The 26,085-nt window shown below is 61.1% G+C and carries 30 protein-coding genes; 6 read left to right on the forward strand and 24 right to left on the reverse strand.

All coding sequences use genetic code 11. The features are described from left to right. Positions 1 to 2 precede the first annotated feature (2 nt). The 12 genes from FHT70_RS07055 to FHT70_RS07110 form a co-directional block, all read right to left on the reverse strand. Entirely contained in the window at positions 3 to 1,082 is a 1,080-nt protein-coding gene (locus FHT70_RS07055) for an ABC transporter ATP-binding protein (protein WP_183699829.1), read from the reverse strand. Beyond that, on the reverse strand, positions 1,079 to 1,879 hold the full coding sequence (locus tag FHT70_RS07060; protein ID WP_183699831.1) for an ABC transporter permease: 801 nt from the start codon (positions 1,877 to 1,879) through the stop codon (positions 1,079 to 1,081). Before FHT70_RS07060 ends, FHT70_RS07055 begins: the two co-directional genes overlap by 4 nt. A 1-nt stretch (position 1,880) precedes the next feature. Further along, a complete protein-coding gene (locus tag FHT70_RS07065; RefSeq protein ID WP_183699833.1) occupies positions 1,881 to 2,753 on the reverse strand; it encodes an ABC transporter permease in 873 nt (290 codons plus the stop codon). Between the two features lie 104 nt (positions 2,754 to 2,857). Further along, the gene (locus FHT70_RS07070; protein ID WP_183699835.1) at positions 2,858 to 3,868 is read right to left on the reverse strand and encodes an ABC transporter substrate-binding protein; all 1,011 of its coding nucleotides are present in this window, start codon (positions 3,866 to 3,868) and stop codon (positions 2,858 to 2,860) included. 47 nt (positions 3,869 to 3,915) lie between these two features. Continuing rightward, positions 3,916 to 4,239 (reverse strand): NIPSNAP family protein, encoded by a 324-nt coding sequence (locus FHT70_RS07075; protein WP_183699837.1) that lies wholly within the window; start codon positions 4,237 to 4,239, stop codon positions 3,916 to 3,918. 5 nt (positions 4,240 to 4,244) lie between these two features. Further along, complete coding sequence (locus FHT70_RS07080) at positions 4,245 to 5,708, reverse strand: aldehyde dehydrogenase (protein ID WP_183699839.1); 1,464 nt, start codon at positions 5,706 to 5,708, stop codon at positions 4,245 to 4,247. A gap of 4 nt (positions 5,709 to 5,712) precedes the next feature. Then, positions 5,713 to 6,753, reverse strand: a complete 1,041-nt coding sequence (locus FHT70_RS07085) for an LLM class flavin-dependent oxidoreductase (protein WP_183699841.1) — start codon at positions 6,751 to 6,753, stop codon at positions 5,713 to 5,715. Beyond that, the gene (locus tag FHT70_RS07090) at positions 6,750 to 7,685 is read right to left on the reverse strand and encodes a flavin reductase family protein (protein ID WP_183699842.1); all 936 of its coding nucleotides are present in this window, start codon (positions 7,683 to 7,685) and stop codon (positions 6,750 to 6,752) included. The genes FHT70_RS07085 and FHT70_RS07090 overlap by 4 nt, the downstream gene beginning before the upstream one ends. Further along, entirely contained in the window at positions 7,682 to 8,527 is an 846-nt protein-coding gene (locus FHT70_RS07095) for an alpha/beta fold hydrolase (RefSeq protein ID WP_183699844.1), read from the reverse strand. The genes FHT70_RS07090 and FHT70_RS07095 overlap by 4 nt, the downstream gene beginning before the upstream one ends. Positions 8,528 to 8,542: 15 nt before the next feature. After that, positions 8,543 to 9,145 (reverse strand): amino acid synthesis family protein, encoded by a 603-nt coding sequence (locus FHT70_RS07100; protein WP_183699846.1) that lies wholly within the window; start codon positions 9,143 to 9,145, stop codon positions 8,543 to 8,545. A gap of 454 nt (positions 9,146 to 9,599) precedes the next feature. Further along, positions 9,600 to 10,295, reverse strand: coding sequence for a GntR family transcriptional regulator (locus tag FHT70_RS07105; RefSeq protein WP_183699848.1), 696 nt, complete (start codon positions 10,293 to 10,295; stop codon positions 9,600 to 9,602). Between the two features lie 144 nt (positions 10,296 to 10,439). Next, entirely contained in the window at positions 10,440 to 11,810 is a 1,371-nt protein-coding gene (locus tag FHT70_RS07110) for an FAD/NAD(P)-binding protein (RefSeq protein WP_183699850.1), read from the reverse strand. A gap of 202 nt (positions 11,811 to 12,012) precedes the next feature. On the opposite strand from FHT70_RS07110, the gene tauA reads away from it, so the two are divergent. From tauA to FHT70_RS07125, 3 genes are read left to right on the forward strand one after another with little or no spacing between them, the layout of a single operon-like run. Continuing rightward, positions 12,013 to 13,026, forward strand: coding sequence for a taurine ABC transporter substrate-binding protein (gene tauA / locus FHT70_RS07115; protein ID WP_183699852.1), 1,014 nt, complete (start codon positions 12,013 to 12,015; stop codon positions 13,024 to 13,026). Positions 13,027 to 13,078: 52 nt separating this feature from the next. Beyond that, positions 13,079 to 13,867, forward strand: coding sequence for an ABC transporter ATP-binding protein (locus FHT70_RS07120; RefSeq protein ID WP_183699854.1), 789 nt, complete (start codon positions 13,079 to 13,081; stop codon positions 13,865 to 13,867). Continuing rightward, the gene (locus FHT70_RS07125; protein WP_183699856.1) at positions 13,864 to 14,718 is read left to right on the forward strand and encodes an ABC transporter permease subunit; all 855 of its coding nucleotides are present in this window, start codon (positions 13,864 to 13,866) and stop codon (positions 14,716 to 14,718) included. The genes FHT70_RS07120 and FHT70_RS07125 overlap by 4 nt, the downstream gene beginning before the upstream one ends. Before the next feature lie 20 nt (positions 14,719 to 14,738). On the opposite strand, the gene FHT70_RS07130 is transcribed toward FHT70_RS07125, so the two are convergent. The 6 genes from FHT70_RS07130 to msuE form a co-directional block, all read right to left on the reverse strand. Beyond that, complete coding sequence (locus FHT70_RS07130) at positions 14,739 to 15,509, reverse strand: gamma-glutamylcyclotransferase (RefSeq protein WP_183699858.1); 771 nt, start codon at positions 15,507 to 15,509, stop codon at positions 14,739 to 14,741. A 2-nt stretch (positions 15,510 to 15,511) separates the two neighbouring features. After that, positions 15,512 to 15,820, reverse strand: coding sequence for a hypothetical protein (locus FHT70_RS07135; protein WP_183699860.1), 309 nt, complete (start codon positions 15,818 to 15,820; stop codon positions 15,512 to 15,514). 11 nt (positions 15,821 to 15,831) lie between these two features. Beyond that, entirely contained in the window at positions 15,832 to 16,413 is a 582-nt protein-coding gene (locus tag FHT70_RS07140) for an alpha/beta hydrolase (protein ID WP_183699862.1), read from the reverse strand. 161 nt (positions 16,414 to 16,574) lie between these two features. Further along, complete coding sequence (locus FHT70_RS07145) at positions 16,575 to 16,751, reverse strand: hypothetical protein (protein WP_171049284.1); 177 nt, start codon at positions 16,749 to 16,751, stop codon at positions 16,575 to 16,577. A 131-nt stretch (positions 16,752 to 16,882) separates the two neighbouring features. Continuing rightward, the gene (locus FHT70_RS07150) at positions 16,883 to 17,080 is read right to left on the reverse strand and encodes a hypothetical protein (RefSeq protein ID WP_183699864.1); all 198 of its coding nucleotides are present in this window, start codon (positions 17,078 to 17,080) and stop codon (positions 16,883 to 16,885) included. Between the two features lie 10 nt (positions 17,081 to 17,090). Then, positions 17,091 to 17,651 (reverse strand): FMN reductase, encoded by a 561-nt coding sequence (msuE, locus tag FHT70_RS07155; RefSeq protein ID WP_183699866.1) that lies wholly within the window; start codon positions 17,649 to 17,651, stop codon positions 17,091 to 17,093. 400 nt (positions 17,652 to 18,051) lie between these two features. Between msuE and FHT70_RS07160 the strand changes: the two genes are divergently transcribed. The 3 genes from FHT70_RS07160 to FHT70_RS07170 all read left to right on the forward strand — a co-directional run bounded on the left by FHT70_RS07160 (position 18,052) and on the right by FHT70_RS07170 (position 19,267). Beyond that, entirely contained in the window at positions 18,052 to 18,234 is a 183-nt protein-coding gene (locus FHT70_RS07160) for a hypothetical protein (RefSeq protein ID WP_097599044.1), read from the forward strand. Continuing rightward, a complete protein-coding gene (locus tag FHT70_RS07165) occupies positions 18,224 to 18,844 on the forward strand; it encodes an XRE family transcriptional regulator (RefSeq protein WP_183699868.1) in 621 nt (206 codons plus the stop codon). The genes FHT70_RS07160 and FHT70_RS07165 overlap by 11 nt, the downstream gene beginning before the upstream one ends. 72 nt (positions 18,845 to 18,916) lie before the next feature. Beyond that, positions 18,917 to 19,267 (forward strand): hypothetical protein, encoded by a 351-nt coding sequence (locus FHT70_RS07170; protein ID WP_183699870.1) that lies wholly within the window; start codon positions 18,917 to 18,919, stop codon positions 19,265 to 19,267. A 257-nt stretch (positions 19,268 to 19,524) separates the two neighbouring features. Here the strand turns inward: FHT70_RS07170 and FHT70_RS07175 are convergent, their stop codons facing one another. From FHT70_RS07175 to FHT70_RS30565, 6 genes are all read right to left on the reverse strand, one after another. Beyond that, the gene (locus tag FHT70_RS07175; RefSeq protein ID WP_183700094.1) at positions 19,525 to 20,442 is read right to left on the reverse strand and encodes a fatty acid desaturase; all 918 of its coding nucleotides are present in this window, start codon (positions 20,440 to 20,442) and stop codon (positions 19,525 to 19,527) included. 101 nt (positions 20,443 to 20,543) lie between these two features. Continuing rightward, complete coding sequence (locus FHT70_RS07180; RefSeq protein WP_183699872.1) at positions 20,544 to 21,140, reverse strand: DsbA family protein; 597 nt, start codon at positions 21,138 to 21,140, stop codon at positions 20,544 to 20,546. Between the two features lie 67 nt (positions 21,141 to 21,207). Further along, the gene (locus FHT70_RS07185; RefSeq protein ID WP_183699874.1) at positions 21,208 to 22,242 is read right to left on the reverse strand and encodes an LLM class flavin-dependent oxidoreductase; all 1,035 of its coding nucleotides are present in this window, start codon (positions 22,240 to 22,242) and stop codon (positions 21,208 to 21,210) included. 15 nt (positions 22,243 to 22,257) lie between these two features. After that, positions 22,258 to 23,196, reverse strand: coding sequence for an ABC transporter substrate-binding protein (locus FHT70_RS07190; RefSeq protein ID WP_183699876.1), 939 nt, complete (start codon positions 23,194 to 23,196; stop codon positions 22,258 to 22,260). A 70-nt stretch (positions 23,197 to 23,266) separates the two neighbouring features. Next, the gene (locus FHT70_RS07195) at positions 23,267 to 24,211 is read right to left on the reverse strand and encodes an ABC transporter substrate-binding protein (RefSeq protein ID WP_183699878.1); all 945 of its coding nucleotides are present in this window, start codon (positions 24,209 to 24,211) and stop codon (positions 23,267 to 23,269) included. 90 nt (positions 24,212 to 24,301) lie between these two features. Beyond that, the gene (locus tag FHT70_RS30565; RefSeq protein WP_183699880.1) at positions 24,302 to 26,077 is read right to left on the reverse strand and encodes an amino acid ABC transporter permease/ATP-binding protein; all 1,776 of its coding nucleotides are present in this window, start codon (positions 26,075 to 26,077) and stop codon (positions 24,302 to 24,304) included. Between the last annotated feature and the right edge of the window lie 8 nt (positions 26,078 to 26,085).

Below are 26,085 nucleotides of genomic sequence, written 5' to 3' on the forward strand. Positions count from 1 at the left end.
TTTCAGCAGAATACGTGAGCGGCGCCGGGATCAAAATCCAGATGGACTATATCTCCGCGATTGAGCCCGGCAATAGCCTCATGGCCGAACGGCAAACGGACCGAAAGCGCCTCGCCTGTCACCGTCTCTGTGGAGACGTGGATATTGTTGCCGAGAAAGGTAATGTCGCTGACAGTCGCGGCAAGACCCGCGCGTGCCGTTCTTGCCCGCGACAGCCGAATGCGCTCCGGCCTCAGCATCAGTGCCGCCCTTGCACCGGAGGTGCCTTTTCCATGCACCGGAATCTCATTGAAGATGGTTCCGCCTCCGAGCGCGATGGTGGCTTGCCCATCGGAGGAGGACACCAGGTCGCATGAAATGAAATCGCTGTCGCCGATGAATTCGGCGACGAAGCGCGTCCGAGGATTGGCGTAGAGTTCAGGGCCCGTCCCGATCTGGTCGATGACGCCCTTCGAGAAGACGGCGATACGGTCGGAGAGCCGCAGCGCCTCCTCCTGGTCGTGCGTGACGTAGAGGATCGTCACTTCCGTCTGCTGGTGGATGCGGCGGATCTCATGCTGGATTTCCTCGCGCAGCTTCTTGTCGAGCGCCGACAGCGGCTCGTCCATCAACAGCACCGGCGGATCATAGGCAAGCGCTCTGGCAAGCGCGACGCGCTGCTGCTGGCCGCCGGACATTTGCGCCGGCTTGCGATCCTCGAAGCCTTCGAGGCGGACGAGGCGCAGCATCTCCTTCACCTTGCTGTCGATCTCGGCCTTGGACTTGCGCCTGACCTTCAACGGAAAGGCGATGTTTTCGCCGACGGTCAGATGCGGAAACAGCGTGTAGCGCTGGAACACCATGCCGATGTTGCGCTTGTGCGACGGCGTGGCGAGCAGGGTCTTGCCCTCGAGGGTAATGTCGCCTTTCGTGGGATTTTCAAAGCCGGCTAGGATGTAGAGCGTCGTGCTCTTGCCGGATCCGGACGGTCCGAGAAAGGTCAGGAACTCACCGCGCCGGACATCGAGATTGACGTCGTGCACGGCGACAACGGGGCCGTACTCCTTGCGTATGCCGCGGATCTGAAGGAATGGTTCGTTCATTGTTTCAGTACCTTACGCACGACGGCGACCAGCGCCATCAAGATGATCGTCAAAAGGATGAGAAGGGTGGACGCGGCTGCGACGACAGGCGTCAGATCCTGCCGCAGCGTCGCCCATACCTTCACGGGCAGCGTCTGCAGGGTCGGGCTGGACATGAAGATCGCCACTACTACCTCGTCCCAGGATGTCAGGAACGAGAAGACGGCAGCCGAAAACAGCCCGTGGCTGATCGCCGGAAGCGTGACCCTGATCTTGGCTTCCAGGGGCGAGGCGCCGCAGAGCACCGCCGCATCCTCGATCGACTTGTCGAAACCTTCGAGCGCACTCGATATGGACAGGATCGAGAAGGGCAGCGCCAGCACCAGGTGCGCAATGACAAAGCCCGTCAGCGTGCCACCAAGACCGATCCTCAAGAAGAAGGCGTACAGCGCGACCGCGAGAACCACGACCGGTAGGATCATCGGCGTCAGGAACAGCGCTTTCAGCGCATCTCGGAACATGAACGAACCTCGCACCAGCCCGAAGGACGTCACCAGCCCGAGCAGCACCGACAGGATCGTGACGATGACCGCTATCTTGAAGCTCGTCAGAGCCGATTCCAGCCAGCGTGGATCGGCAAACAGTTCATTGTACCATTGGAACGTCCAGCCGGGCGGCGGAAAAATCAGCCACTGCGAGGAGCCGAAGGACAGCGCGGCGATAAAAACGATCGGCAGCAGCAGGAAGGCTGCGGTGAGCAGCGTTATCGCCAGCAGGACGTATTTCCACCAGCCGAGGCGGTCGAAATTGAGCAGCATGTCAACGTCCTCCCGGGTTCTGGTTGCCGAAGAACCGCAGCTGCACCGCATAGAGCGACAAAGTCACCACCAGGAGCACCAGCGCCGCCGCACCTCCCATTCCCCAGTTGACCAGCGACTGCACGAACTGAGCGATCAGCTCCGCGAGCATCATGTTGGCGGTACCGCCGAGAAGCGACGGCGTCACGAAATAACCGAGCGACATGACAAAGACCATGAGGGCGCCGGCCGCCATGCCGGGCATCGCCAAGGGCATCAGAACGCGGGTCAGGCACTGCCAGCGGTTGGCGCCGCAAAGGGCTGCCGCCTGCAAGGTCGAGGGGTCGATTTTCTTGATCACGCCGTAGAGCGGCAGGATGATGAAAGGCAGCATGATATATGTCATGCCGATCGTCACGCCTGTGAGATTGTTGACCAGCGCCAGCGGCTGGTCGATCAGGCCCATTCCCATCAGCATCTTGTTGATCAGCCCCGTCCGCTGCAACAGCACCATCCAGGCATAAGTGCGGGCCAGCAGATTGGTCCACATCGACAGGAGCAGGATCGCAAAGATCACCGACGTCAGCCGACTGGGCATGATTGCCAGCGCCCAGGCCACGGGAAAACCGATCAAAAGCGAAATCACGGTGACGAAACCGGAGACGATGAAGGTATTGGCGAAAATCTTGAGATAGGTCGCCGACCCGATCAGCTGCGCATAATTTCCAAGACCCGGGACGGGTTCCAAGACGCTTCGCAGCAGCAGGACCACGACCGGAACGACGAAAAAGATTGCCACGAAGGCCAGAGCCGGAACGACCCCGCCAAAACCTGTTGCCCTGCGCGCCTTTGGCAGAGGCATGATCGCGCCGGAGGCATCGCTATACGTCGTCATGACAAGTCCTTCCCACCCGTCAATTCCGCAGGCGCCATCCGACAGGCGTCGCTGCGGGAGGTACGGCGAACATTTCGCCGTACCCGTCCATCTGAAGTCTCAGCCTATTTTGCCTGCCAAGCGTACCACTTCTCGCCGATGGCATCGCGATTGTTGGCCCAGTAGTTCATATCGGCATTGACCTGGCTTGCCGTCTGCTGGTCCGGCAGGGTCTTGGCTGTCTCCGGGTCCATCAGCTTGGCCGACTCGACATTGATCGGCGCATATCCGGTGGCCTTGGCAAGGGCGGCCTGCGGTTCGGCGGAGGTCGCCAGCGCAATGAACTTCATCGCAGCCTCGGCATTCGGCGCACCCTTCGGCACGACGAGCGCATCAGCAGCGGTGATGTTCTGCTCCCAGGAGGTCTCCACCTTGATGCCGGTTGCCGCAAGGGCGGTCATGCGGCCGTTCCAGACGCTGCCGAAGGGCGCTTCGGCGGAGGCCAGCAGCTGCTGCGACTGCGCACCGCCCGACCACCAGATGATATCTGACTTGATCGTATCGAGCTTCTTGAAGGCACGGTCGAGATCGAGCGGATAGAGCTTGTCGGCAGGCACGCCGTCGGCAAGCAGCGCCGCTTCGATCACGCCGGGAGCCGACCACTTGTAGAATGTGCGTTTTCCCGGAAACTTCGCCGTGTCGAACAGGTCAGCCCATGTCTTCGGGCAGGCTTTGACGGCATCGGCGTTGCAGCCGATGACGAAGGAATAATAGAAGCTGCCGACCGAATAGTCGGTGACGAAACGCGGATCGAGCTTGGACTTGTCGATGACGGAGAAGTCTAGCTTCTCGAGCTGGCCGTTCCTGCCCGCCTGGGCTGCGTAGTCACCTTCGACGTCGACGACATCCCAGGCGACCTGGCCGGCCTCGACCATCGCCTTGAGCTTACCGTAATCCGTCGGCCCGTCCTGCACGACGGTGACGCCGGTCTTTTCGGTGAAGGGGCTTGCCCATGCGGCCTTCTGTGCGTCCTGCGTCGTTCCTCCCCAGCTCGAGAAGACCAGGTTGTCGGCCCTGGCCGGGGCGGAGACCGCCACGAATGCGGCAACCGCCGCGAAAGCAAATGCTGTTTTCATGTTCCCTTATCCTTGTTCTGGTTTGTCCTACGGTATGCCTTATGCCGTCAGTGCGCCTCGCTCCTGGGAGAAAAGCTTGCTGGCTTCATAATCTTGTTTTCCGCCACCTCGATCAGATCGCGAATCTTGGGCAGGAACGCCTGCCACCGGGGATCGGCCAAAAGCCGTTGGCGTCTCGCCTCGCGGTCGTCCAGGCTCGCAAAGGCCCAGATGTGAACGATTTCGTTGATCGTCCCGATCTCCGAGAAGAAGTAGCCGACCAGCGTGCCGAGATGGCTCTTCTGGATCTCGATACCCTCTTCCTCGACGACCTTGAGATATTGCGGGATCGCGCCGTTCTTCAGCCGATAGGTCCGGATTTCGTAAAACATCGGCGTCATCTCATCACGAAGGGATCGGGGATCGGATCGTCCGACGTCCGGAGCCAGATCGTCTTGGTGCGGGTGTAATCGAGCGCCGCGGCCATGCCGCCTTCCCTGCCGTGGCCGGACAGGCCGAACCCGCCGAACGGCGCAATCGGCGATACGGCACGGTAAGTATTGACCCAGACAATGCCGGCGCGGATGCCCTTCATCAGCCGATGCGCCCGTGTCAGGTTCTGGGTGAAGAGGCCGGAGGCGAGGCCATAGCGGGTATCGTTGGCAAGCCGCAGCGCCTCGGCCTCGGTCTCGAAGGATACGACCGACAGGACCGGTCCGAAGAATTCCTCGATCAGCGAGGGCGAGGCGACATTGTCGCAATCGAGGATCGTCGGCGGGAAGTAAAAACCTTCGCCGTCGATCTTGCCGCCGCCGGTGACGAGACGGGCGCCGCTTTCGATCGACCTTTCGACGAGGGCGCCGATATTGTCCTGCTGGCGCTTGGTGGCGAGCGGGCCGACCTCTGTCGCCATGTCGAGTGGTGCGCCGATCCGGATCGCCTCAGCCTTCTGTCGCAGCAGGGCGACGAATTTGTCCTTGACGCTGCGCTCGACGATCAGGCGTGATCCGGCAACGCAGCTTTGTCCCGTTGCGGCGAAGATGCCCGCGACCTGGGCGTTGGCGGCGCTTTCGAGATCGGCATCGGCAAAGACGATGAAGGGCGACTTGCCGCCGAGTTCGAGCGAGGTGGAAGCAAGATTTTCTGCCGAGTTGCGAACCACCTGCCGCGCGGTTTCAGGACCGCCGGTGAAGGCGACGTGGGCCACCTTCGGATGGCGGCCGAGGGCAGCGCCGCAGGAGGCGCCGAAACCGGTGATGATATTGACGACGCCGGCGGGAAAGCCCGCCTCGTGCACGAGACGCGCAAATTCGAGAAGCGGCGCCGGGCCGTCTTCCGAGGCTTTGACCACCATCGTGCAGCCGGCGGCGAGCGCCGGACCTATCTTGACCGCCGACAGGAAGAGCTGGCTGTTCCACGGCACGACCATGGCAACGACGCCGATTGGCTCGCGGCGAAGCCAGACATCCATGTCGGGCTTGTCGATCGGCAGATAGGAGCCTTCGATCTTGTCTGCTATGCCGCCATAATAACGATAGTACTCGGCGACATAAGCGATCTGCGCGGATGTTTCGCGGATGATCTTGCCGGTATCGCGCGTCTCCAGTTCGGCGAGAACCTGCGCGTTGGCGGCAACGAGGTCAGCCAGCCTGTAGAGCAGCTTGCCGCGTTGCGTCGCCGTCATCTTCGCCCAGGGACCGTCGTATAGCGCTTTTTCGGCAGCGTTCACGGCCCGGTCGACGTCGCCCTCGCGCGCTTCCGGCATCTCAGCCCAGACCGTGCCGGTCGCCGGATCGATGCTGGGATAATGAGCCTCGCCGTCAGAGAACTCGCCGCCGATATAATGTTGGAAACGCTGCATGGTCCTACTCCTGAAATGCCGGCATGACCTCGGTGATGAAGCGCTCGAGCGACGCCTTCTTGCGCTCGAAACTCATGCCGGTGTCGATCCACAAGGAATATTCGTCGTAACCGAGCGCTTCATAGGCCTTCAGCCTCGCGATAACGGTCTCAGCGTCGCCAACGACATTGTTGGTGCGCATGACCTGATCCGACAGCATCTCATTCGCTCGGATCTGCTCGTCCGGAATCCGTTCGATCAGGCCTTGGTTGACCGGCTTCTCATTCTTGAACCAAGCGAAGAAATAGTTGTAGTAAACGCTGAGCTCATGGGCTGCCTGGGCGACGTCTTCTTCCGACGAGCCGACATAGGTGTGGCGCAGCAGCATGATCTTCGGCCGCTCGATTTCAGGATTCTTGGCGCAGGCATCGTTGAAGCGGTCCATCAGCGACTGAACCTCGTCGTCACCCTGCCAGAGCGGCGTGACCTGGACGTTGCAGCCGTTGGCGACGGCGAATTCATGCGAGTTCGGATCGCGCGCCGCAACCCAGATCGGCGGGTGCGGCTGCTGCAGCGGCTTCGGCGCCGAGGTCGTCGCGGGGAATTTGAAGAACTCCCCGTCATGGGCATAATCGCCCTTCCATATGCCCTTGACCGCCGGGATGAGCTCGCGCATCCGCTGGCCGGCGCCCCAGGCATCGAGACCAGGCAGCAGACGTTCATATTCGAAGGAATAGGCGCCGCGGGCAATGCCGATATCGAGCCTCCCGTCGCAGATGATGTCGGTCATGGCAGCTTCGCCGGCAAGCTTGATCGGATGCCAGAAGGGGGCGATCACCGTCCCGGTGCCAAGCCTTGCCCGGGATGTGCGGCGGGCGAGATCGGCAATGGTGACGAACGGGTTGGGCGCGATAGTAAAATCCATCCCATGGTGCTCGCCCGTCCAGATCGCATGCATGCCGCCCTGGTCGGCGATCTCGCAGAGCGCGACGAATTCGTCGTAGAGGCTCTTGTGGCTCTGGCTGGCGTCGAGCCGTTCCATATGGACGAAGAGGGAGAACTTCATGCTTTTGCGCCCTTGGCTGGAATGGGATGAACTTTGCCGCCGGTCTCGTCACCGAAATAGACGCCGAAATTGCCGATCGAGCTTTCCATCGCGAAACGGGTGACGATGTCGGCAGTCGAACTGGTCTTGAATTGCGCACCCGACAAAGCGTCCGGTTTCAGGAACCTGCCGCTCGCCGGTTCCCCATCGCCGGCGACGGCGTGGTAGACGATGTGCTGCTTGCCGTCGCTCTTGCCCTCGTAGACGGAATAGAGAAAGCCGATGCTGACGTTCAGCCCGGTTGATGTCTCCAGGTATTTTTCCAGCGCCTCGGTCGGGTTGCCGTCATGGGCGTCGATGCTTGGAAGGGAAAGCACCTCCTCGCCGAGGAGCAGAACCTCGCCGCGGCGTTCGACGACGGCCGCAAGTTCGATGTTGCCTTCGGCTGCCGCCGAAACCGCCTTGCTTGCGAGCGTCGGCGTGAAGTAGCCGCCGCGGGCATAACCGAGACCGTTGCGGCCGCTATTGTCGAAGGATTCGATGCGTCCCATCAGGATGACGTGGTCGCCGGCCTCGATGACCTCTTCCATGGCGCATTCGAACCATGCCGCCACGTTCGAGAAGACCGGGCAGCCAGCCGCCCCCTTGGCCCATTTGACCGCCGCAAACCGGTCTTCGACAGGACGCGCGAAGGTGTTCGAGACGTCCTTCTGCGTTTCCGACAGCACGTTGATCGCGAAATGCCGCGCGCCGGTCATGGTGGCGAAGTTGCGCGATGTCTTGGCAAGGCAAACGAGGAGCAGTGGCGGGTTGAGGGAGACCGAAGTGAATGAATTCGCCGTGAACCCGATCGGATTCCCCTCCCCGTCGCAGGCGGTGACGACGGTCACGCCGGTCGGAAAAGCCCCGAATGCATCTCGCAACGCCCTGGGATCGACAGTCTGGATTGTCATCGTTCATCCTCCCCGAACGACAGCCACTCAGCGAGCAGCGAATTGACGATATCCGGCGCGGTCAGGTTCACCATGTGACGATGACCTTCGACGATGCGGGCCCAGCCCTTGGGCGCAAGCGCCGCCATCTGCGTTGCCATCAGAGGCGTCGAGTTCGGATCATCCGATCCCGTCAGGAACAGGGCCGGGCCGCGGACGTCCTTCCAGCGATCGGCGTAAGTTTCGTCTCCTCCGGCGAAGGCAGCGTAAGCGACGGCATAGCCTTCCGGATCGACGAGGCTCAGCCATTCCCGTGTCAATTCACGCGCAACGAGGCTGTCCGGATCGTCGCCGAACCAGCGAGCCAGGGGGCCTTCTTTGTCAACCCCCGTTACCGGAATGGCGGCAGCCCGCGCAAGGACGGCAGCCTTTGCTTCAGGGTCGCGCCTGTAGACGCCGTTGAGATATGCGACACGGCTGATCCGTTCGCCGAAGGTCGCCGCCGCCCCGCCGGAGACCAACGCCCCCATGGAATGTCCGGCGACATTCGTCGTTTCGATCGCCATCTCGTCGAGAAAGCGCCCGAACCAGGCGACGAACTCCTCGAGGCGGCTGCCCGCCGCCAGCTTCGCGCTCTCGCCGTGTCCCGGCATATCGACAGCGATGACGCGATGACCGGCCGATAGAAAGGCGATCTGCGGAGCCCAGGCCTCGAGCCGCATGCCGACGCCATGGATCAGAACCAGCGGTTCCCCGCTACCGGACTCGTGATAGGCCGTTCCGCTTGCCGTCCTCTTTCGGGGCAAGGCACCGGCGGCGCTCGTTGCTGCAGCGGCGTCTTTGCTCGATCCGGCTGTCAGCATCTGAGACGCGCTCCCTCAAACGCCCGCAGGATTGGTGACGTCCTGCCCCAGGTCTTTCAGATCCTGGTAACGGTCGCCAATGCGATGATGCGGACGTCCGCCGACCGAAGCGCCGAGAGCCACGACGATCTCGTCGGCAGCAGGCGCGTCGGGGATCGAGGTCTGGATGGTCAGATAGTGCGAGCGGCGGCCTTCGTCATTCTTGTCCATCAGCGGGATCATGATCGGCGCATTGGCAGGACCGCGTGTGTTACAGAAGGCGAGATAGGATTTGGCGCCGACGGCATGGCGATAGAAGTTGCCGAAGCGCAGCGTGTGAATGAGCGCGGACGCGTGTTCGATTTCGCCGTCGAGGCCGACAACGGCGGATTTTCCATAGGCTTCGACAGCCTCGCCCGACCCGACGGCATCGATGATCATCTTGGTGAGCAATTCGCCAAGCACCGGCGCGCCCGCATGAATTTCGGGCTTGAGGTCTTCGACGAAGCCCTGCCCTGCCCAGGGGTTCTTCACGACAGCGTAGGCGGAGAACAGCTTCAGCGGCACGGCCGCGGCCTTGCCGCCTTCGATCAGCGTCGTTTCGATCTGCAGTCCCGTCTTGCGAATTTGAATGGCCACCCGAACACCTCAATCTCGTTAATGCGTATTATGGTATACCATATGATGAGGCTGTCAAGTTCGTTGTGGGCGCGGCGTCGACAGAGCCAAGCGCCTTTCAGGATATTCGCCACAAAACAATAGATGACCGCTTCGCCAGCCTTATGCGCATGGGCCTCGAAGGCATTTCTTCGGGGCGCACTAAGGTCGCTTAGTCCCAATAGTCTCTTCGTTCCTGTCCATTGTTGTCAGCTGACACAGCCCGTGCGCAAGGCGGCCCACGGGGTCGCAGGGAGGCTGCAAGGCAGAAGGATTCAAGCCAATGCCATGTCACCTTAGATATTATTTATTATGGCATACCATCACATCGGACAAACTGGGTGTCAAGAGTGTAGACTCTCCGGCATCGTAACCACGTAGAAGATGGTGCGAATGCTTCGCCCGCTTGCATTGGAGCTGCGGCGGTTGCCCGGTGTTACTCGGCGGACTTCTTGGCCGACAGCACCGCTTCGGCAATCGCGCTCGCGGCAGCGACATGATCCATCGCCGCCCGGTAAGCGCCCTCGCCGTCGCCGCGACGGATGGCGTCGACGATCTTGGACATCTGCGCTGGCCCTTCGATGCCGCGCCTCTCCGTCTTGATCGTCATCGAGCGCAGGTGGTTTATGCGCACGGTGAGGAGATTGACGACACCCCAGGCGACGTGCCTGTCGACCATCGTGAACAGCGTTTGGTAGAAGGAAGAGGTGTTGGTCAGCACTGCTGCCATATCGTTGTCGCGATAACTGTTGCGGATCCCGGCAAGGGCTTCCTCCAGCGCGGCGACGATTTCGGGACTGCTGCGTTCGGCGCAGAGCCGCGCCGCCATGCCCTCGAGAGCGCCGCGGATCTCATAGATCTGCTTGGCTTCCTCGATGTCGAGCTGCGCGACGATCGGACCCTTGTTCGGCAGACTGGCGACGAGCCCTTCCGATTCCAGGTGCCTCAGAACCTCGCGCACCACCGTCCGGCTGACGCCGAGCTGGGCGCAAAGGTCACGTTCGACAAGGCGGTCGCCGGGGCGAAAATACCCGTTCACGATGGCTTCGCGGACCTTGTCGAGTGCCAGCTCCCGCAATGTCTTCGCAGGACGCTCAACCCTGATTGCTGCGTCCTTGAAAGCACCGCTCATTCTGCACCTCAGAGTTGGACCGACTTCGCACGCTCAAGATCCCGCGGCGGCCGAGTTCGAAAATCGTATTATGGCGTACCACGCACTGTAGCTGGCGGCGGCCGGAAATTCAACATCACCGAACCGAGCCTAGGGATAGCCGGTCTATGACTCGGCCGCCGGCCGCTGCGCGACGATCTCTTCGACCACGGCCTTGGCCTGCACCCGAATGTCGGGGACGGCGGTAATTTCCCAGAATTGTCCCGCCGTCAAAGCGCCCACCGCAAACAGCCGGACAGGCGAGATCCGGGATGACCCTATAACCTCGGAAGCGTCATCCACCTGAATGCCGAGGCCGAGAGGATCGGCGGCGATCAGCTGAGACCGGCTCATTTCCTGCAAAAGCGGTGAATGGCTGATGCCGGCGCGCTCCATTCCCGTGCAGTTGATCAGCCAATCCGCCTTGATTGCGGCGAGATCGCGTGTAGCTCTGACCCTGTATCCGGCAACGAGCCCGCCCTCCTCGGCCCCGAGCGATTTCAGGAAGCCGGCATGGAATCGAAGGGTTCCTTCCGAGACAAGTTGGTCGAACCTGTCGAACACATCAGGCGCGACACGGTGACGGTGGATGTTCCACCAAGGAAGCGCATGCCTGAGGAAGCGGGCCCGCTCCTTGTTGGAAAGCCGCTGCCAGAGAGCCTGTGTTTGAGGTCTCAGGCCATCCATCACGCTTCGCCAGTCGTCGACCGACCTGCTCTTTGCCCGCAAGCTCTTCAATATGCCGCTGATCGTCGCGGGAAGCGCCTCAACGTCGATCGGCAGAGGCGCGGGCAGTTTCCTCGCATGCCCGAGCGGGGCGAGCCCGCGGCGCGAAAGCACGTCGATCCTGCCTCTGTGGCCGTGAGCGCGCAGAGCCAGAACCTGATCGATCATCGTCAGGCCGGAACCGAGGATGCAGACCGTATCGGACGATGCGACGCGTCCCAGCCAGGAGAGGCGCCAGGGGTTCTCGATGATGCGCAGCCGCATCGACAGCGGTACGCCCGCCGGGTCGACCGGCAGCTTGGCGTTGCCGACGCCGAGGCAGAGCACAACGTTCCTTCCGGCAATCTCGTCGCCATTGCCGAGATGGAAGGCCAAGGTGCTGTTGTAACGTTCCACGCATCCCGCCGCCTTGGCCCGGATGAAATCAACCCGACAGCGGCCGTCCCGCTTCCGAAGCAGCCGCGCGAGTGTATCCCTGACATACAGGCCGTAATCGCTGCGCGAGGCGAAATCGCCGGCCTGCAGCCGCCGCCCGCGATTTTTCAACCAGTCGACAAAGTCGTCGGGCTGATGCGGCATCAGGCTCATCCGGCCCGCGGGCACGTTGAGACGATGAAGATAGAGTTCCGTCCGGTACGCCGTCCCGCGGCCGAAACCGGGATCGTCGCCAACGACGGCAACCGTCGCCGAAGCTGGAAGCTGCTCGATGAGATTGCAGGTTACGGCTATCGCCGAAAAACCGGAACCGACCACGATAACATCGTATATCAATGCATTCTCCCTGACGGTCCACACCTTGGCTCCTGCCGCTCGGTCCGTCGCCGGGGCCGCGCCAGCGGCAGAATCGCGAAAACAATTATCTCCATTGTCTATAAATATAGTTTGTTATTTCTCCCGCTAGCCCATTCTCACCCGTTAGGCTTTTGAGGGTGAGATCAAGGGCCGGATGTGGCCCTGAACAAAGGGGCTCAAGATGAATTTCAGAAATTTGATTGCCGCGATCGCCGTCGGCGTCGGAACATTTGCCACGGCTTTTGTCGCCGACGCGGCGGATAGAAAGGTCGTCGTCGGCTATCAAACCGACGCGCTGCCGTCTTCGGTCGCGATCGCCAATGGCGAATTTGCCAAGGCGACCGGTTATGAAATCGACTTCCGCAAGTTCAATTCGGGGGCCGAGATCTTTGCAGCCATCGCCTCGGGCGATGTCCAGGTCGGCTATGTCGGCTCCAGCCCGTTCGCGGCCGCGGTATCGCGCGGGCTCGAGGTCAAAGCCTTCTACCTGGCATCCATCTCGGGGATCGACGAGGCTCTTATCGTCCGTAATGGCTCCGGCATCGACAGCCTGAACGATCTGAAGGGCAAGAAGCTTGCCGCCGCGCCAGTGTCGACGGATCACTATCAGCTGCTGGCACTGATCAAATCGCTGGGCCTGACCGAAAAAGACGTCCAGGTCTTCGCCATCCCCCAGCCGGAAATCGTCGCAAGCTATAATCGCGGCGATATCGACGGCGGCTTCGTCTGGGATCCGGCGCTAACCGAGCTGAAGAAGAACGGCAAGGTCCTCGTGACCTCCAAGGATGTGGCGGACAAGGGTGCACCGACCTTTTCCGCCTGGGTTGCGACCTCCAAGTTCGCCGCCGACAATCCGGATTTCCTCAAGAGCTTCGCTTCGGTCGTCACCAAATATTACGCATCCTTCGCGGCGGACAAAGCCGCCTGGGGTCCCGACAGCGATAACGCCAAGTCGCTCGCAAAGCTTCTCGGCGGCACGCCTGAGCAGCAGGCTTCGGCCCTGAAGAACCTGACGCTGCTCACCCCCGAAGTCCAAGCTTCCGACGCCTGGCTCGGCGGCGGCGAAAAGGCGGGCGCCGGCAAGATCCTCAAGGACACGGCATCCTTCCTGAAGGAGCAGGGCAAGGTGTCCGGCGTGCTGGACAATTACGGCAGCTTCGTCACCGCCGACGCACTCGCCGGCGCCACAAACTGATCCTCCCCGACGCCGGCGTGCCCGCGCCGGCGTCTAACGTGCGAGTTCCCCTATGCTGAAAGTCGACCACGCCAGCGTTTTCTTCTCTGCCCGCGACGGGCGGACCGTTCACGCGCTCGATCGCGTGTCTTTCGATATTCCCGAACGCGGTTTTGTCGTCGCACTCGGAGCCTCGGGCTGCGGTAAGTCGACCCTTCTTAACGCGATTGCCGGTTTTCTTCCGCTTTCGGATGGCCGGATCACGCTCGATGGCCGCAGCGTCGAACGTCCGGGTGCTGACCGCGGCGTCGTGTTCCAGAAGGACTCGCTGCTGCCTTGGAAGTCGGTCATCGATAACGTCGCGCTCGGGCTGAAATTCGCCGGCGTAGGCCGGAAGGAACGGCAAGCGCAGGCGCTGGAACTGCTCCGGCTCGTTGGTCTCGACGAGTTCGCCGGCGCCTTTCCCTACGAATTGTCGGGCGGCATGCGTCAGCGCGTCGGCATCGCACGGGCGCTTGCGACCAATCCCGACATCCTGCTGATGGACGAACCGTTCGGCGCGCTCGACAGCCTGACGCGCGAGCAGATGCAGGAATTGTTGGTTTCCGTCTGGAACAAGACGGCGAAGAAAGTTTTCTTCATCACCCATTCGATCGAAGAGGCCCTGTTCCTCGGCACGCAGGTGCTTGTCATGTCGCCTCGGCCCGGGCGCGTCGTCGCCCGCTTCGACCTCGACTTCGTCACACGCTTTGCCAAAACCGGAGACGCCCGCTCGATCAAGGCCTCGCCAGAATTTGCCGAGCTGCGCGAGCAGATACGCACCATTCTCCACAGCACCGAAGATTTGAGGAGCGTCGCATGAGCGATATAACACAGGCTCCGCCTATTACGGCTCGCACCGAGGATCGCCAGGTCAAGCTGGTGAAAATGGCCGGCTTCGGCGCAGGCGAGAAATCGACGGTGGCCATCAGCGTCGCCACGGCCCTCGCCATATTGCTGCTGTGGTGGTTCGTCGCCGCGCTTGGCGTCGTTCCGCACCTGTTTCTGCCGCGCCCCGACGAGGTGCTGACGCAGATCGGCGTCATCTATCATGACGGTTATGCCGGGGCATCGCTCTTCGAGCATGTCTCTGCGAGCCTGTTTCGCATCGTGGTCGCCGCCCTCATCGCAATCTCCGCCGGCATTCCGCTCGGCTTGCTCATGGGGCTTAACCGCTGGGCAAAAGGCGTGCTCGACGCGCCGATCGAATTCTACTGGCCGCTTCCGCCCCTTTCCTACCTGCCACTGATGATCATCTGGCTCGGCATCGGAGAGACGTCGAAGATCACGCTCCTGGTGCTTGCGATGTTTGCGCCGATCTGCCTCTCGGCTCAGGCCGGCGTTCGTTCGTTGCCGATAGAGCGCGTCAATGCCGCCCGTTCGCTCGGAGCAAGCCGGCTGCAGCTCTTCCTGGATATCGTCCTGCCGTCGGCCCTGCCGGAGATTCTCACCGGCATCCGCATCGCGCTCGGTGTCGGCTGGAGCACGCTGGTTGCGTCCGAACTGATCGCCTCCACCCGCGGGATCGGCTTCATGATCATGTCGGCTTCGCAGTTCCTGGCAACCGACGTCGTCTTTGTCGGCATCGCCATCATCGCGATCTGCGCCTTCACCTTTTCGGCCGCCGTCCGCTTCCTCGAGGCCTTCCTCGTTCCGTGGAAAGGCAAGCTCTGACCGACTGGCAGGCAGCCATATCAATGATTGCCTGCTGCCTCGGTCAGCCCATGTATGGCGACAAGTTCGTCGGCGACCAGCTTCTGAAGCCGCCATAGATTGCGGTCCCGGATGCCGCGTTCCTCCAGGTGCTTCACCGTCAGATAGAGATATTCGGCGCAGGAGCCCATATGCCCGCAGGCCCTGGCAAGCACACGCGCCACGGTCTCCAGCGGCAATTTCCGCGAAACACGCTCGCCTTTCGGGCCGGCCCAGAAGACCAGCGCACGCACGAGCCCATCTGCGGTCGCGACCGGAATCCAGCGAACCGTCGCAGCGTCCTCGATCGAGCCGACCTCACGGCGGATCAGCCGCCGAAGCTGGCCAAGGCGATCCTCATTGGCGAGCCGGAAAAGGATGCCGTTGCAAAGTCCACCGCGGTCGAGAGCCATCATCAGGCCCGGCTGGGACTGCGTCCCCCGCCAGCGGGTCATCTTCAGGCAGAAGGACCGATGCCACCCCCTCGCCGCACCCTGCTGCCATTCGATGGCATCGAAATCCGGCTTCCATATCAATGATCCATAGGCGAAAACCCAAAGCGGTCCCGCGCCGGATTCCAGAAGCAGCCTCATGGCGAGCGTCTCCAGCTCCGCTTCGGTGAGCGGGGTCCGATTCTGCTCGGGACCGGAGTCGGCCTCCGGGCGAAGGCTCAGCGATACGAGCGCATCCGTGAGCGCCATGCCTCTCCCGCCGAACATGCGAGCCTCGCTTGGCTGTATCACCGCCTGCCGCCGCTCCCGGATCGCAGTCACGTTCAATGCACCGTAAACCTAGCCGCATCGGCCCGGCGCCGCTCCAGGCTGCGGATCAGCATCGCGGCCTCCCTGACGATCGCCGAAAACGTCGCGTCATCGGCATCGGCGATCCGTCCCGTCATATCGCGGATGATCGTCGTCAAATGGATGATCGAATGGCGGTTCTGCGCATCTTCCGGTCCGAATTGGCTGTCGGCCATCGCAAGCAGCGCCTGAACCAGATGATTGATGGTCTGGCGGCGCCTGCTTCTCGGGTCGGCATTCGGGTCTTCGGTGAGCCGCAGGAGATCGGTGACGATATCGGGCATTGCGCTTCCATTCACATCGCAAAAGCCGGCGGCATGGAAACGGCGCGCCTTCGAGCACCCGAGCGCGTCTTCAAGGATTCCAGCAGCCGGTAGCCGTTGCGCCAGCGTCCGAAACCGCTGGCGATATTGATGTGGCCGGCAAGCCCGATATTCCGGGTCTCGGCGTTCCACAGCCGGCCGAACAGGGCCAGGCGGTCGACGGTCATATAGGCGTCGTTCATGCTGCCGACGACGATGCTCGGAAAGGGCAGAGGCGACGTCGGCATATCGCCGAAGGAGATTTGTCCGGGATGCAGGGCTTCGGTGACGGACAGGTCGCATGGTGCGACGAGCAAAGCTCCCTTTACGCGGCGCGCAACGCTCCGGCCTGCAAGCCTAGCAGCCAGCAGGCATCCGAGACTATGGGCGACCAGATAGGCCTCACCGGCCTCTTCGAGCGCGCTTTCCAGCCGAAACAACCACTTGTCGACGTGCGGATGATCCCAGTCTTCCTGGATGACGCAACGACTGTCCGGGTGATCCTGCAGCCAGTGCCGCTGCCAGTGTCCTTCTGCCGAGCCGAACAGACCGGGAAGGATAAGGACTTCGTTCATCGGATCAACCCGATCACCAGAGCGAACAGGAATATGAACGAGCCCGTGGTCGTGCAGATTCCGGCGGCATTCCGGAATTGCGACATGATGCTGCCCGTTGTTCTTTTCGCACGATGCCGACCGAGGCCGGGTTCAACGACGATAGCCATCACGTCACCTCCTCAATACCAAAGGCCGGGCGTCGCGCCCCAATAATGAAGTTCGTATTCGCGGGCAGACCAGTCGCGCTCTTCGTCGCGAGTGAGCAATTCGTTTGCGGGCTTGCGCGCCGCCGCCTGCTTTAGATCAAGAAAGCGGCCGATCGCGAGCTTCAGCCAGGATTGGAAATCAAGCTTCATGCGAATCTCCTGTCCGGAACCGATTTTCTTCGGCTAAAGCGCGTCACACCAAATTAAGTCGTGCGGCGCGCCTCAGGTCTTTGTTCGATGCGGGTCGTTCAAGACCGCGACCCACCTTTGGGTAACCTGCATCAGGAAATCAGCGAATGACGTCGCGCATTGGCAAGAAGATCGCCAAGCGGTGCGGTCGGTCCGTAGAGCATCAGCAGTCGGTTCTCTTCCCGTTTGGCGAGGCGATATCGCCGTGCGAATTCAAAGACGCTCCACATCTGCTCGCCCGCCCCGGGCTTTTCAGCATCCTCGGCCGATACCTTCTGAAACCTGACCATGACGGCGATCCTATTCGGCCGCCGCCAGCGCCGGCTTCACCTCCGGGAAGAAAGCAGCCAGTTCCCCGACCACCTCGCCGATCCGGTTCGAAAGCGCGTCCGAGGAGACCGCACAGTCGGAAAAATCGCGGTCGGAGGCGTAGACGGCCGTCGGCAAGGTATGGGCCATGAAAAACCCGAAGAGCGGCCGAAGCTGATGCTCGACCATCAGCGCATGCCGGTCGCCGCCGCCCGTCGCCGTGATGATGATCGGCTTCGCCCGCAGTTCATGCGGGTCGATCAGATCGATGAGGTGTTTGAAATGGCCGGGATAGGAACCCTTGTAGGTCGGCGAACCGACGATCAAGGCATCCGCATGCACGATTTCGTCGATGACATGCTTGGCCTGCTCGTCAAGGTCCTTGCGCCACAAGGCGCTGCCGAGCGACGGGCCGACATCATGCAGATCATAGGTCTTGCTCGTAAAGCCGTATCGATCGGTCGCAAGTTCGGCGACATGCCGGACCAGAGCCAGTGTCTTGGAAGGCCGATTGAAGCTGCCAGCAATGCCGACGAGTTTGAATCCTGACATTGTTTTTCCTCTCTTAAGGTTGGTCAATTATTGTCTACAAAATTGATAGATAAAAGGAACGAGCGTTCCTCGTTGCTCTTATCGTTGAAAAAAACATCCGCCACCGATCCGGCACGCATAAGATGCATCACGACATCATCCGGAATTAGCGATCTCTGGAGCCGCACTCGACCGCAGCGATGGGAACAGGCCCGGCTGTGATGAAGACCTCTGAAAACGGGACGCCTATACGACGAAGCTATGGCAAGAGGCTCTGCGAATGCCGCCATAAATGGCTTTGCCGCAAGATCGAATATTATTGGTATAAGATTTCCGGTTGAGCCTGACGATTGGACGAGACGTCCTGCCCCTCATGCGAGAAAAACTATAGCTTTCTTATAGATTTTAGCGGGAGCTTTCCATGCCAGTGCAGACGGCTGATGTCATCGATTTCCAGGCCTACCGGCAGTCGCGCAGTAAACATGCTGATGCGATGAAGCCATTCGCTCCGGTATCCTTTGCGATGCAGCCGGTCCTCATGTGGGTGCCGTATTGGGGTTTCGTCCCGGTCATGGCCATGGGCATCGCAGGACATGGCGCCTGATCACGTGCTTCTTTCCGGCGGCGAGGCGAGAGAGACTGCCGACGAGATCACGGCTCAGACAGGACAGAACCTGCGGCGCATTCGCACCCGGCGTGGCTATTCTCTCGACAGGCTGGCAAAGATCGCCGGTGTCAGCCGCGCGATGCTCGGCCAGATCGAGACCGGCAAGAGCAGCCCGACCTTAACCATCCTCTCGAAGATCGCGCTTGCACTCGGCATTCCCTGCGCCGCTCTTATCGCCGAACGCGGCGAAACCCCGATCGTTGCCGTGCCGCGGGCAAAATCAAAAATCCTCGCCTCTTCCGACGGGCGCTTTCAGACGCGGGCTCTTTTTCCCTTCGAAGGAGAGAGGAAGGTGGAATTCTACGAGCTAAGGATTGCTCCGCACCACACCGAAAACGCCGACGCCCATCAGCATGGAACGGTCGAAAATCTGGTCGTCGCGCAAGGCACGGTCGAAATCATTGCCGGCAGGCAGGCGCCGCATATCCTCGGTGAAGGCGACGCCGTCATTTTCGATGCTGACGTGCCTCACCTCTACCGAAACATGACCGGAACGGAGGCGATTCTCTACCTAGTGACGACCTATCTCGAAGACGTTCGCGTCTGACGCAAAAAGCCCCCGTCTCCGGAGGCTTTCGGTCATTTCTTTGGGCGCATCTTGCAGGTGCGCTGGAGGCGGATGGCTCAGGCCGCCATCATGCAGCACATCATCATGCCGCCGCAATTCATCATGACGGGCATGCCGCCCGACATCATGGACATCATGCGCTTGCAGCATTCCATGAACATGTCCTTGTCCATGCCTTCCATCGGCTTCATTTCGCAGACCATGCCTTCTGCCGTCATGGAGCACTTCATCGAGCCCATCATCATCATCATCGGCATCATCGCGCCATTCATCATAGGCATCATGGGCATGCCCGACATCATCGGCATCATGCCACCCATCATCGGGTTCATCATGGCGGGCATCATGTTGTTCATCATCGGCATCATGTTCATGGCGGGGTTCATCGTCTCTCTCCGGTAAATAGCGGCGTTTCGCGTTTCGATGAAGCGGGAGATAAAAGAACCATTTGCAGCAAACAATATAAAAAATTCTTCCTTTATCTTTTCCTCCAATAGAATGGAATGGTTGCGGCAGGACTGCGCAACACAGATAATATAACAGAATTCTATCCGTTATACTTGCCCCACGGCGCGGCAGGCGCTTCGCCCTTCCCGGCAGCTCACGGTCAAGCGCGCGTGCCATGACGAGCGCGCCCTCGCTGCACCGGGAGCGCGGCTCTATGAATGACGGGGGTGCGTCGGATCGTCGTGCGGCTTCAGGAGGAAGCGACGGGCAATGTCCCAATAGCCGTCATAGACAAGCCCGCCATTGGAGCGAACGAGCGTTTCGCGATTGTGGCGATAGATCTTGGGAAGGCGATACCAGGAAATTCCGGGCCGGCGATGATGGAGGACGTGCAGATTGTTATAGAGGAACAGCAAGCCGAAGAGGTGGCTGTTTTCGACGATGGCGGTGCGTTCCTGATGGCTTTCGGCATATCTGTGCTCGGCATAGGATCTGAGCCGCGTCATCGCTGCGCCAACATAGACGAAACCGAGATAAAGCCAGACCGGCACGCCGCAGAGGACCGTCGCCCAGACAAGGACGGCGGCGACGCCGGCACCGTGCACCGCCCATATCCGCCGCCTTCCCGGTGCGTTCGCCCACATCAGCCGCCATTCCTGCCCAAGGAAACTCAACAGCATCACCGCAGGGCCGATGGTCAAACGGCCGAACAGGGTAGTGTTCCACCGCGCCAGCAGCCTGCCGGCTGCGCCGAGCTGTTGCCAGGCGGCCTTGGTGAAATAGGACGATTCAGGATCCTCGATCGGATCGGTCAGATATTCGTCGCGATGATGCTCCAGATGGCTTTCCCTATAGATCGGATAAGGCAGCCAGAGCGACAGCGGTATCGATCCGATCGCGTCGTTTATCCATCGCTTTCCGGTCGGATGGCCGTGGATAACCTCGTGCTGGAGGGAACCATGCCAGGCAATCAGCCAGCCGCCCGCGAAGACGGCCACGATCGCCGGCAGTGATTGCCACCACCAGGTGAGCGCAAGAAATCCGCCATGGATGACGAGCGCGAGAATGACGGTCGGCCATTCCGTCGAACGCGGAATGGCTCCGGCCGCCTGTGAAATCCTGTCGGGCATGCGTGCGATTTTCCCCATCAACCACGCCAATCTAGCGAAGGCCATCAGCAGCAGGGAACAAAGACCATCTATTTTATAGACTTCTCTGAAAAAATCCGTCTCTAAGGCCTGTCGCCGCGGAGATGACGTTCGAGAAAAGGAAGATTGTCCTGCCCCCAATAGAGTTCGCCGTCATGGACGTAGGTTGGGAAGCCGAAGACGCCGCTGTCGCGCGCATGCACGCGGTCGGCCGACCATTTGTTCTGAACATCGTCGTCAGCCTGGCGCCTGAGCAGCACAGTGCCATTGAAACCGGCGGCGTTAACGATCGACTCGCGCACATCCGCCTTGCCTATATCCTTCGCCTCGCTCCAGAAGGCATGCTGAAGAGCACGGGCCACGCCGATCCAGTCCTGCCCGTCGAGATAGGCCGCGATCACGAAGAGGGACGCCGGTGTTGGGTCGCTGAGCTCGGGGCGATGCTCGAGGAACAATTCCTTGCCGCGCACACCGGCCCAGCGTTTGAGATCCCGAGTCCAGTAAGCGCGGCGGATTTCTGGGCGGTTGCGGGAAAAGATGCCGCCGTTTTCCTCGACCACCGTCGTCAAATAGGGAGTGATGAGGACGTCGTTCTGCGCCGCCAGCTCGGTAAAGGCGTCGAAACCGATGTATGACCAGGGCGAGCCGATGGAAAAGAAGTATTCTACCGTTTTGGTCACTGATGAATGTTCCTCGTAGAGTGATTGTTCAGCCATCGAATGGCGCAGATCATCGGTTTGGCGAGATTTAGGAAGCGGCGCGAATTCTGACTTGCGCTTTCCATCCTAGTTCGGGTGCGATTGCCGTCACGAAATCGTGGAGGATCTGGCGATATTGCTCGTGCTCGAACTCGTAAGGAAGTTCGAGCCGCAGCTCACTAACCTCGGGCAGAATCGGGTCTGAAAATAGCCGCTCCAATATCTCCTCCGACGTGCCGACGATATCCCGGGCGAACAAGGTGCGCCGGTCGCCTTGCGGCGAGAGCGTGCGCTCGTGACGGCCATCGGCATAATCGCGGTAACGACGGCGCGTTGCCGCGTCGGCGCTGTCGAAAGGCACTATGACGCGGCCGAGAGCGACGCGGCGCTCAGTTCCGGTGGCGTGATAGGTTTCTATGAGCCTGGATTGGGCGACGAAGAAATCGTCGGTCCCCTCCCCCGTTATGACGTTGCCGGTCAACAGGTTGAAGCCATTGCGGCCGGCCCATTCGGCCGAGCGCTGCGACCCGCCGCCATACCAGATGCGGTCGATCAAACCTTTGGCAAAAGGCTGTAGGCGCGGCCGCTGCGGGCCGAAGGGCGTCTTGATCAAGGTTTCATCATCTCCGAGATAGACGCCGCGCAGATTATCGGCAAAGCGCAGAACGCGATCATGCGAGAAATCGTAACGCGTCCAGTCGCCGTCGAAGGCGAGCGGGCCGATCAGTTCGGCATGCAGCGGCCGGCCGGCACTGACGCCGATGTTCAGCCGTCCGCGTGAGAGGACATCGACCGTCGCAAGATCTTCGGCCAGCCGATACGGGCTTTCATAGCCGATCGGAATGACCGCGGTCCCGAGCTCGATCCGGCTGGTGCGCTGTGTGGCCGCCGCCAGAAATGCGCTGGCGGACGAGATCCCCGGCTCCAGATGCCGCTGGCGGACCCAGGCGCTGTCGAAGCCCAGCTCCTCGCCATATTGCAGTTGCTGAAGCGTCTGCTCCAATCCCGACAAGGGATCATCGTCGGGATAATTGCCGGGGGTGAGGAAGCCGATATGGCTGATCGATATATCGCGACCGCTCATGTCATGCCATCCTGATCAATATTTCGGCAGGCCGGGCGGATTGGTCTCGGATGCGGGCAAGGCTTCCTCGGAAAGATGCCAGTGTTCGAGTATCCGTTTGTACGTTCCGTCCTGGATCAGGCCATTCGTGGCGATGGTCAGCGCATCGGCGAGCCCGCTTCCCTTGCGGGTGGCGATGGCGACATCAGAACGATCTGGCCAGCCTGCGCTCAGCGTGCCGACGCGCTTGATGTTCTTGTCGCGGGCAGCAATGAAGACGAGCTGGGCATGCGGCTGAACGATGACATCGGCCCGGCCGGAACGAAGCGCAAGCAGGCTCGCCGCCTCATCGTCGTAATATTGCAGCTCGATCGGCTTCAGACCGGCGGCGACGTCCTCTTCGCTCCACTTCACCAGGATGCGCTCCTGGTTGGTGCCGGCGCCGACGATGATCCTGAGGCCCGCTGCATCCTTCGGCTCCTTGATCGAGGTGATGGGACTATCGGATTTCACGAAGATACCATGCAGGCCCTGGCGGTAGGTGGAGAAATCAAACTTCTCCTTGCGCTGCTCGGTCACACCGACATTGGAGATGACGGCATCGTATTTGCCCGAGGTAAGGCCGAGCGGCCAGTCGATCCAGGCGACCGGCACGATCTCTAGCGTCAGGCCGAGGCTATCGGCGATGGCATAGGCATAGTCGGGATCGGCCCCCACCACGGTCTTGGCGTCGGTGGCATAGGTGGCAAGCGGCGGACCGCCGGGGCTGACGGCGATGGTGAACTTGCCAGGCGTGACGAACTTGAAATCCTTCGGGATCGCGGCGACGGCCGCATCGTTCCTGGCGGCATGAAGCCTGGCCGGCTGCTGCGGGCTCAAGTCGAATTCATCGGAGGCATGTGCTGCGCCGAGCCCGGTCAAGATTGCCGTCAGAGCTGTGAGGAAGAGGGTACGGATTGCTGGAAAGGTCGTCACGCTCGATATGTCTCCGTTTGCCTAGAAAGTCAGAGACGGACCGGCGAGATGCCGGTCCGTAAGCCGACTATTACGAACCGCTCTTCGGCAGGCCGGGCGGGTTGGTCTGAGCCTTGTCGATCGCCTCGGGACCGAGATTCCAGCTGTCGAGGATCTTCTTATAGGCGCCGCTGGCGATCAGGTCGTTGACGACATCGGTCACGGGTGCGGCAAGGCCGCTGCCCTTGCGCGTGGTGACTGCGATTTCGGCGGTGATCGGCCAACCGCCGCTGACCGTGCCGACGAGCTTGGTCTTGCCATTAATACCCGCCGCATAGGCCTGGGTCGCGTTGACGCTGAAGACGGCGTCGGCCCTGCCGGACTGGACGGCGAGATCCTTGACGGCGTCGTCGTCGTAATATTGCACCTCGATCGGCTTCAGGCCGGCCGCGACATTCCGCCGATCCCACTCCAGAAGGATCTTCTCCTGGTTGGTGCCAGCATCTGTGATGACCTTCAGCCCCGCAATATCCTTTGGCTCCTTGATCGAAGTGATCGGGTTATCGGCCCTGACGTAGAAACCGAGCTCATCCTTGCGATAGGTCGAGAAATCGAACTTTTCCTTACGCTCTTCCGTGACCGTCACGTTCGATATCACCGCGTCGAACTTGCCGGAAGTGAGCCCGAGCGGCCAATCCGCCCATGCGACGGACACGAGATTGAGCTTCAAGCCCAGACTGTCGGCGATCGCGTGCGCGAGATCGACGTCATAGCCGATAACGGTCTTGGAATCGGAGGCATAGTCGTGCAGCGGCAGATTGCCGCTCGTGCTAATGCCGACGGTGAAGACGCCGTTTTCGACAAACTTGAAGTCCTTGATTTCGGCAATGCGCTTCTCGTTCTTTTCCACCCGCAGCCGGTTCGGCTGTTCGGGGCTGAGATCGAACTTCTGCTGCGCCTGAGCGGAGCCGAAACCGATCGCACCAATGGTGACGGCTCCTGCAATCAAAAGCTTTACTCTATCTGTAAATGTCATGCCCCTTCTCCGTTTCATCTTAAGATTGTATTTGTTGTCATTCGACCAGAGCAGCCCGTCGCGGCCCGGCCTTCACCAACGCTGTCGGCGCTAGAGAACCTTGGCGAGGAACTCGCGTGTGCGGGGATGCTCGGCCTGCGTGAAAATCCGGGCCGGCGGGCCGGCCTCAAGAATACGGCCGCTTTCCATGAAGACGACGGTGTCGGCGACCTCGCGGGCAAAACCGATTTCATGGGTGACGATGACGAGCGTCGTGCCGGTGCGGGCGAGCTCCTTGATGACGTCGAGCACTTCCCCGACCAGTTCGGGATCGAGCGCGGAGGTCGGTTCGTCGAACAGCAGCACCTTGGGGCGGAGCGCCAGTGCCCGGGCGATCGCCACGCGCTGCTGCTGGCCGCCGGAAAGTTGGCGCGGATAGGCGTTGATCTTGTCGCTGAGGCCGACACGGGCGAGAAGCTCCTGCGCCAGCTGCACGGCTTCTTCACGGCCGATGCCGCGGACCTGGATCGGCGCCTCGATCAAGTTTTCGAGCACGGTCAGATGCGGGAAGAGGTTGAAGCTCTGGAAGACCATGCCGATATCGGCACGGCGCTTGAGGATATCCCTTTCCTTGAGCTCATAGAGCGTATCGCCTTTCCTGCTGTAGCCGACGAAATCGCCGTCGACCGAGATGAAGCCCTCGTCGACACGCTCCAGGTGGTTGATGGAGCGCAGCAGGGTCGACTTTCCCGAACCGGAAGGACCCAGGATGGCGGTCACGCTGCCGGCCGCCAGGTTGAGCTCGACGTCGTCGAGCACCTTCAATGGACCGAAGCTTTTGGAGATACCGTGGATGCGCACCGCACCGCCTGTCCGCAGTGCCGTCGCGTCATGAAAACCGAGATTGCGAGTCGTCTCGGTCGTGTTGTCAAGGGCCGGCAACGGTCGGCGGAAGCGCTCCAGGAACGCCTCGAAGGGCAGCGGCGTCGGATTGCGCACGGCGCCCTTGGAGAAATAGCGCTCGATATAGTGCTGGGCGACCGAGAGCACGGTCATGATGATCAAATACCAGACGGTTGCGACCATCAGCAGCGGGATGACTTCGAGATTGCGGCGGTAGATCACCTGGACGGTGTAAAAGAGCTCGGGCAGCGCCAGCACATAGACCATAGAGGTGCTTTTCGCCAAACCTATGAGCTCGTTGAAGCCGGTCGGCAGGATGGAGCGCATGGCTTGCGGCAGCACGATGCGGAAGGCCTGGCGGCGGCGCGGTAGACCAAGCGCGGCGGCGGCTTCCAGCTGCCCTTGGTCCACCGACAAAATGCCGCCTCGAACGATCTCGGCGAAGAAGGCCGACTGGTTGAGCGTGAGGCCGAGATAAGCGGCAGCAAAGGGCGTCAGCAATTGTACGGTGGGGTAGTCGAACAGCAGCGTGTCGGTGAAGGGAACGCCGATCCTGATAGTTTCGTAGAGATAGCCGAGATTGTTCAATATCAACAGCAGCACGATCACAGGAATCGAGCGCAGCAGCCAGATGTAGCCCCAGGAAAGGCCTGACAGCAGCGGCGACTTTGAAACGCGGGCGAGCGCCAGAGCCGTTCCGAGGATGGAACCCGAAACGGCGGCGAGCGCAGTCAGGAGCAGCGTCCTGCCAAGACCGACGAGCACGGGTTCGGCGAAAAACCATTCGGCAAAGACGCCCCAACCCCAGCGTGGATTGGTGAAGGTGGAATAGAGCACCGCGACGATGACGATGGCGGCGAATATCGTGCCGGCCAACCGCTCGGGATGGCGGGCCGGGACGATGCGGTAACGGGAAGTGTCCTGCCTGGGTTCTGCCGTCCTGCTGCCGGGCTCAAGGCCCGCAAAATCCGTCGTCAGTGCCATTCTCATTT

Source organism: Rhizobium sp. BK049, assembly GCF_014193135.1.
Classification (GTDB): domain Bacteria; phylum Pseudomonadota; class Alphaproteobacteria; order Rhizobiales; family Rhizobiaceae; genus Rhizobium.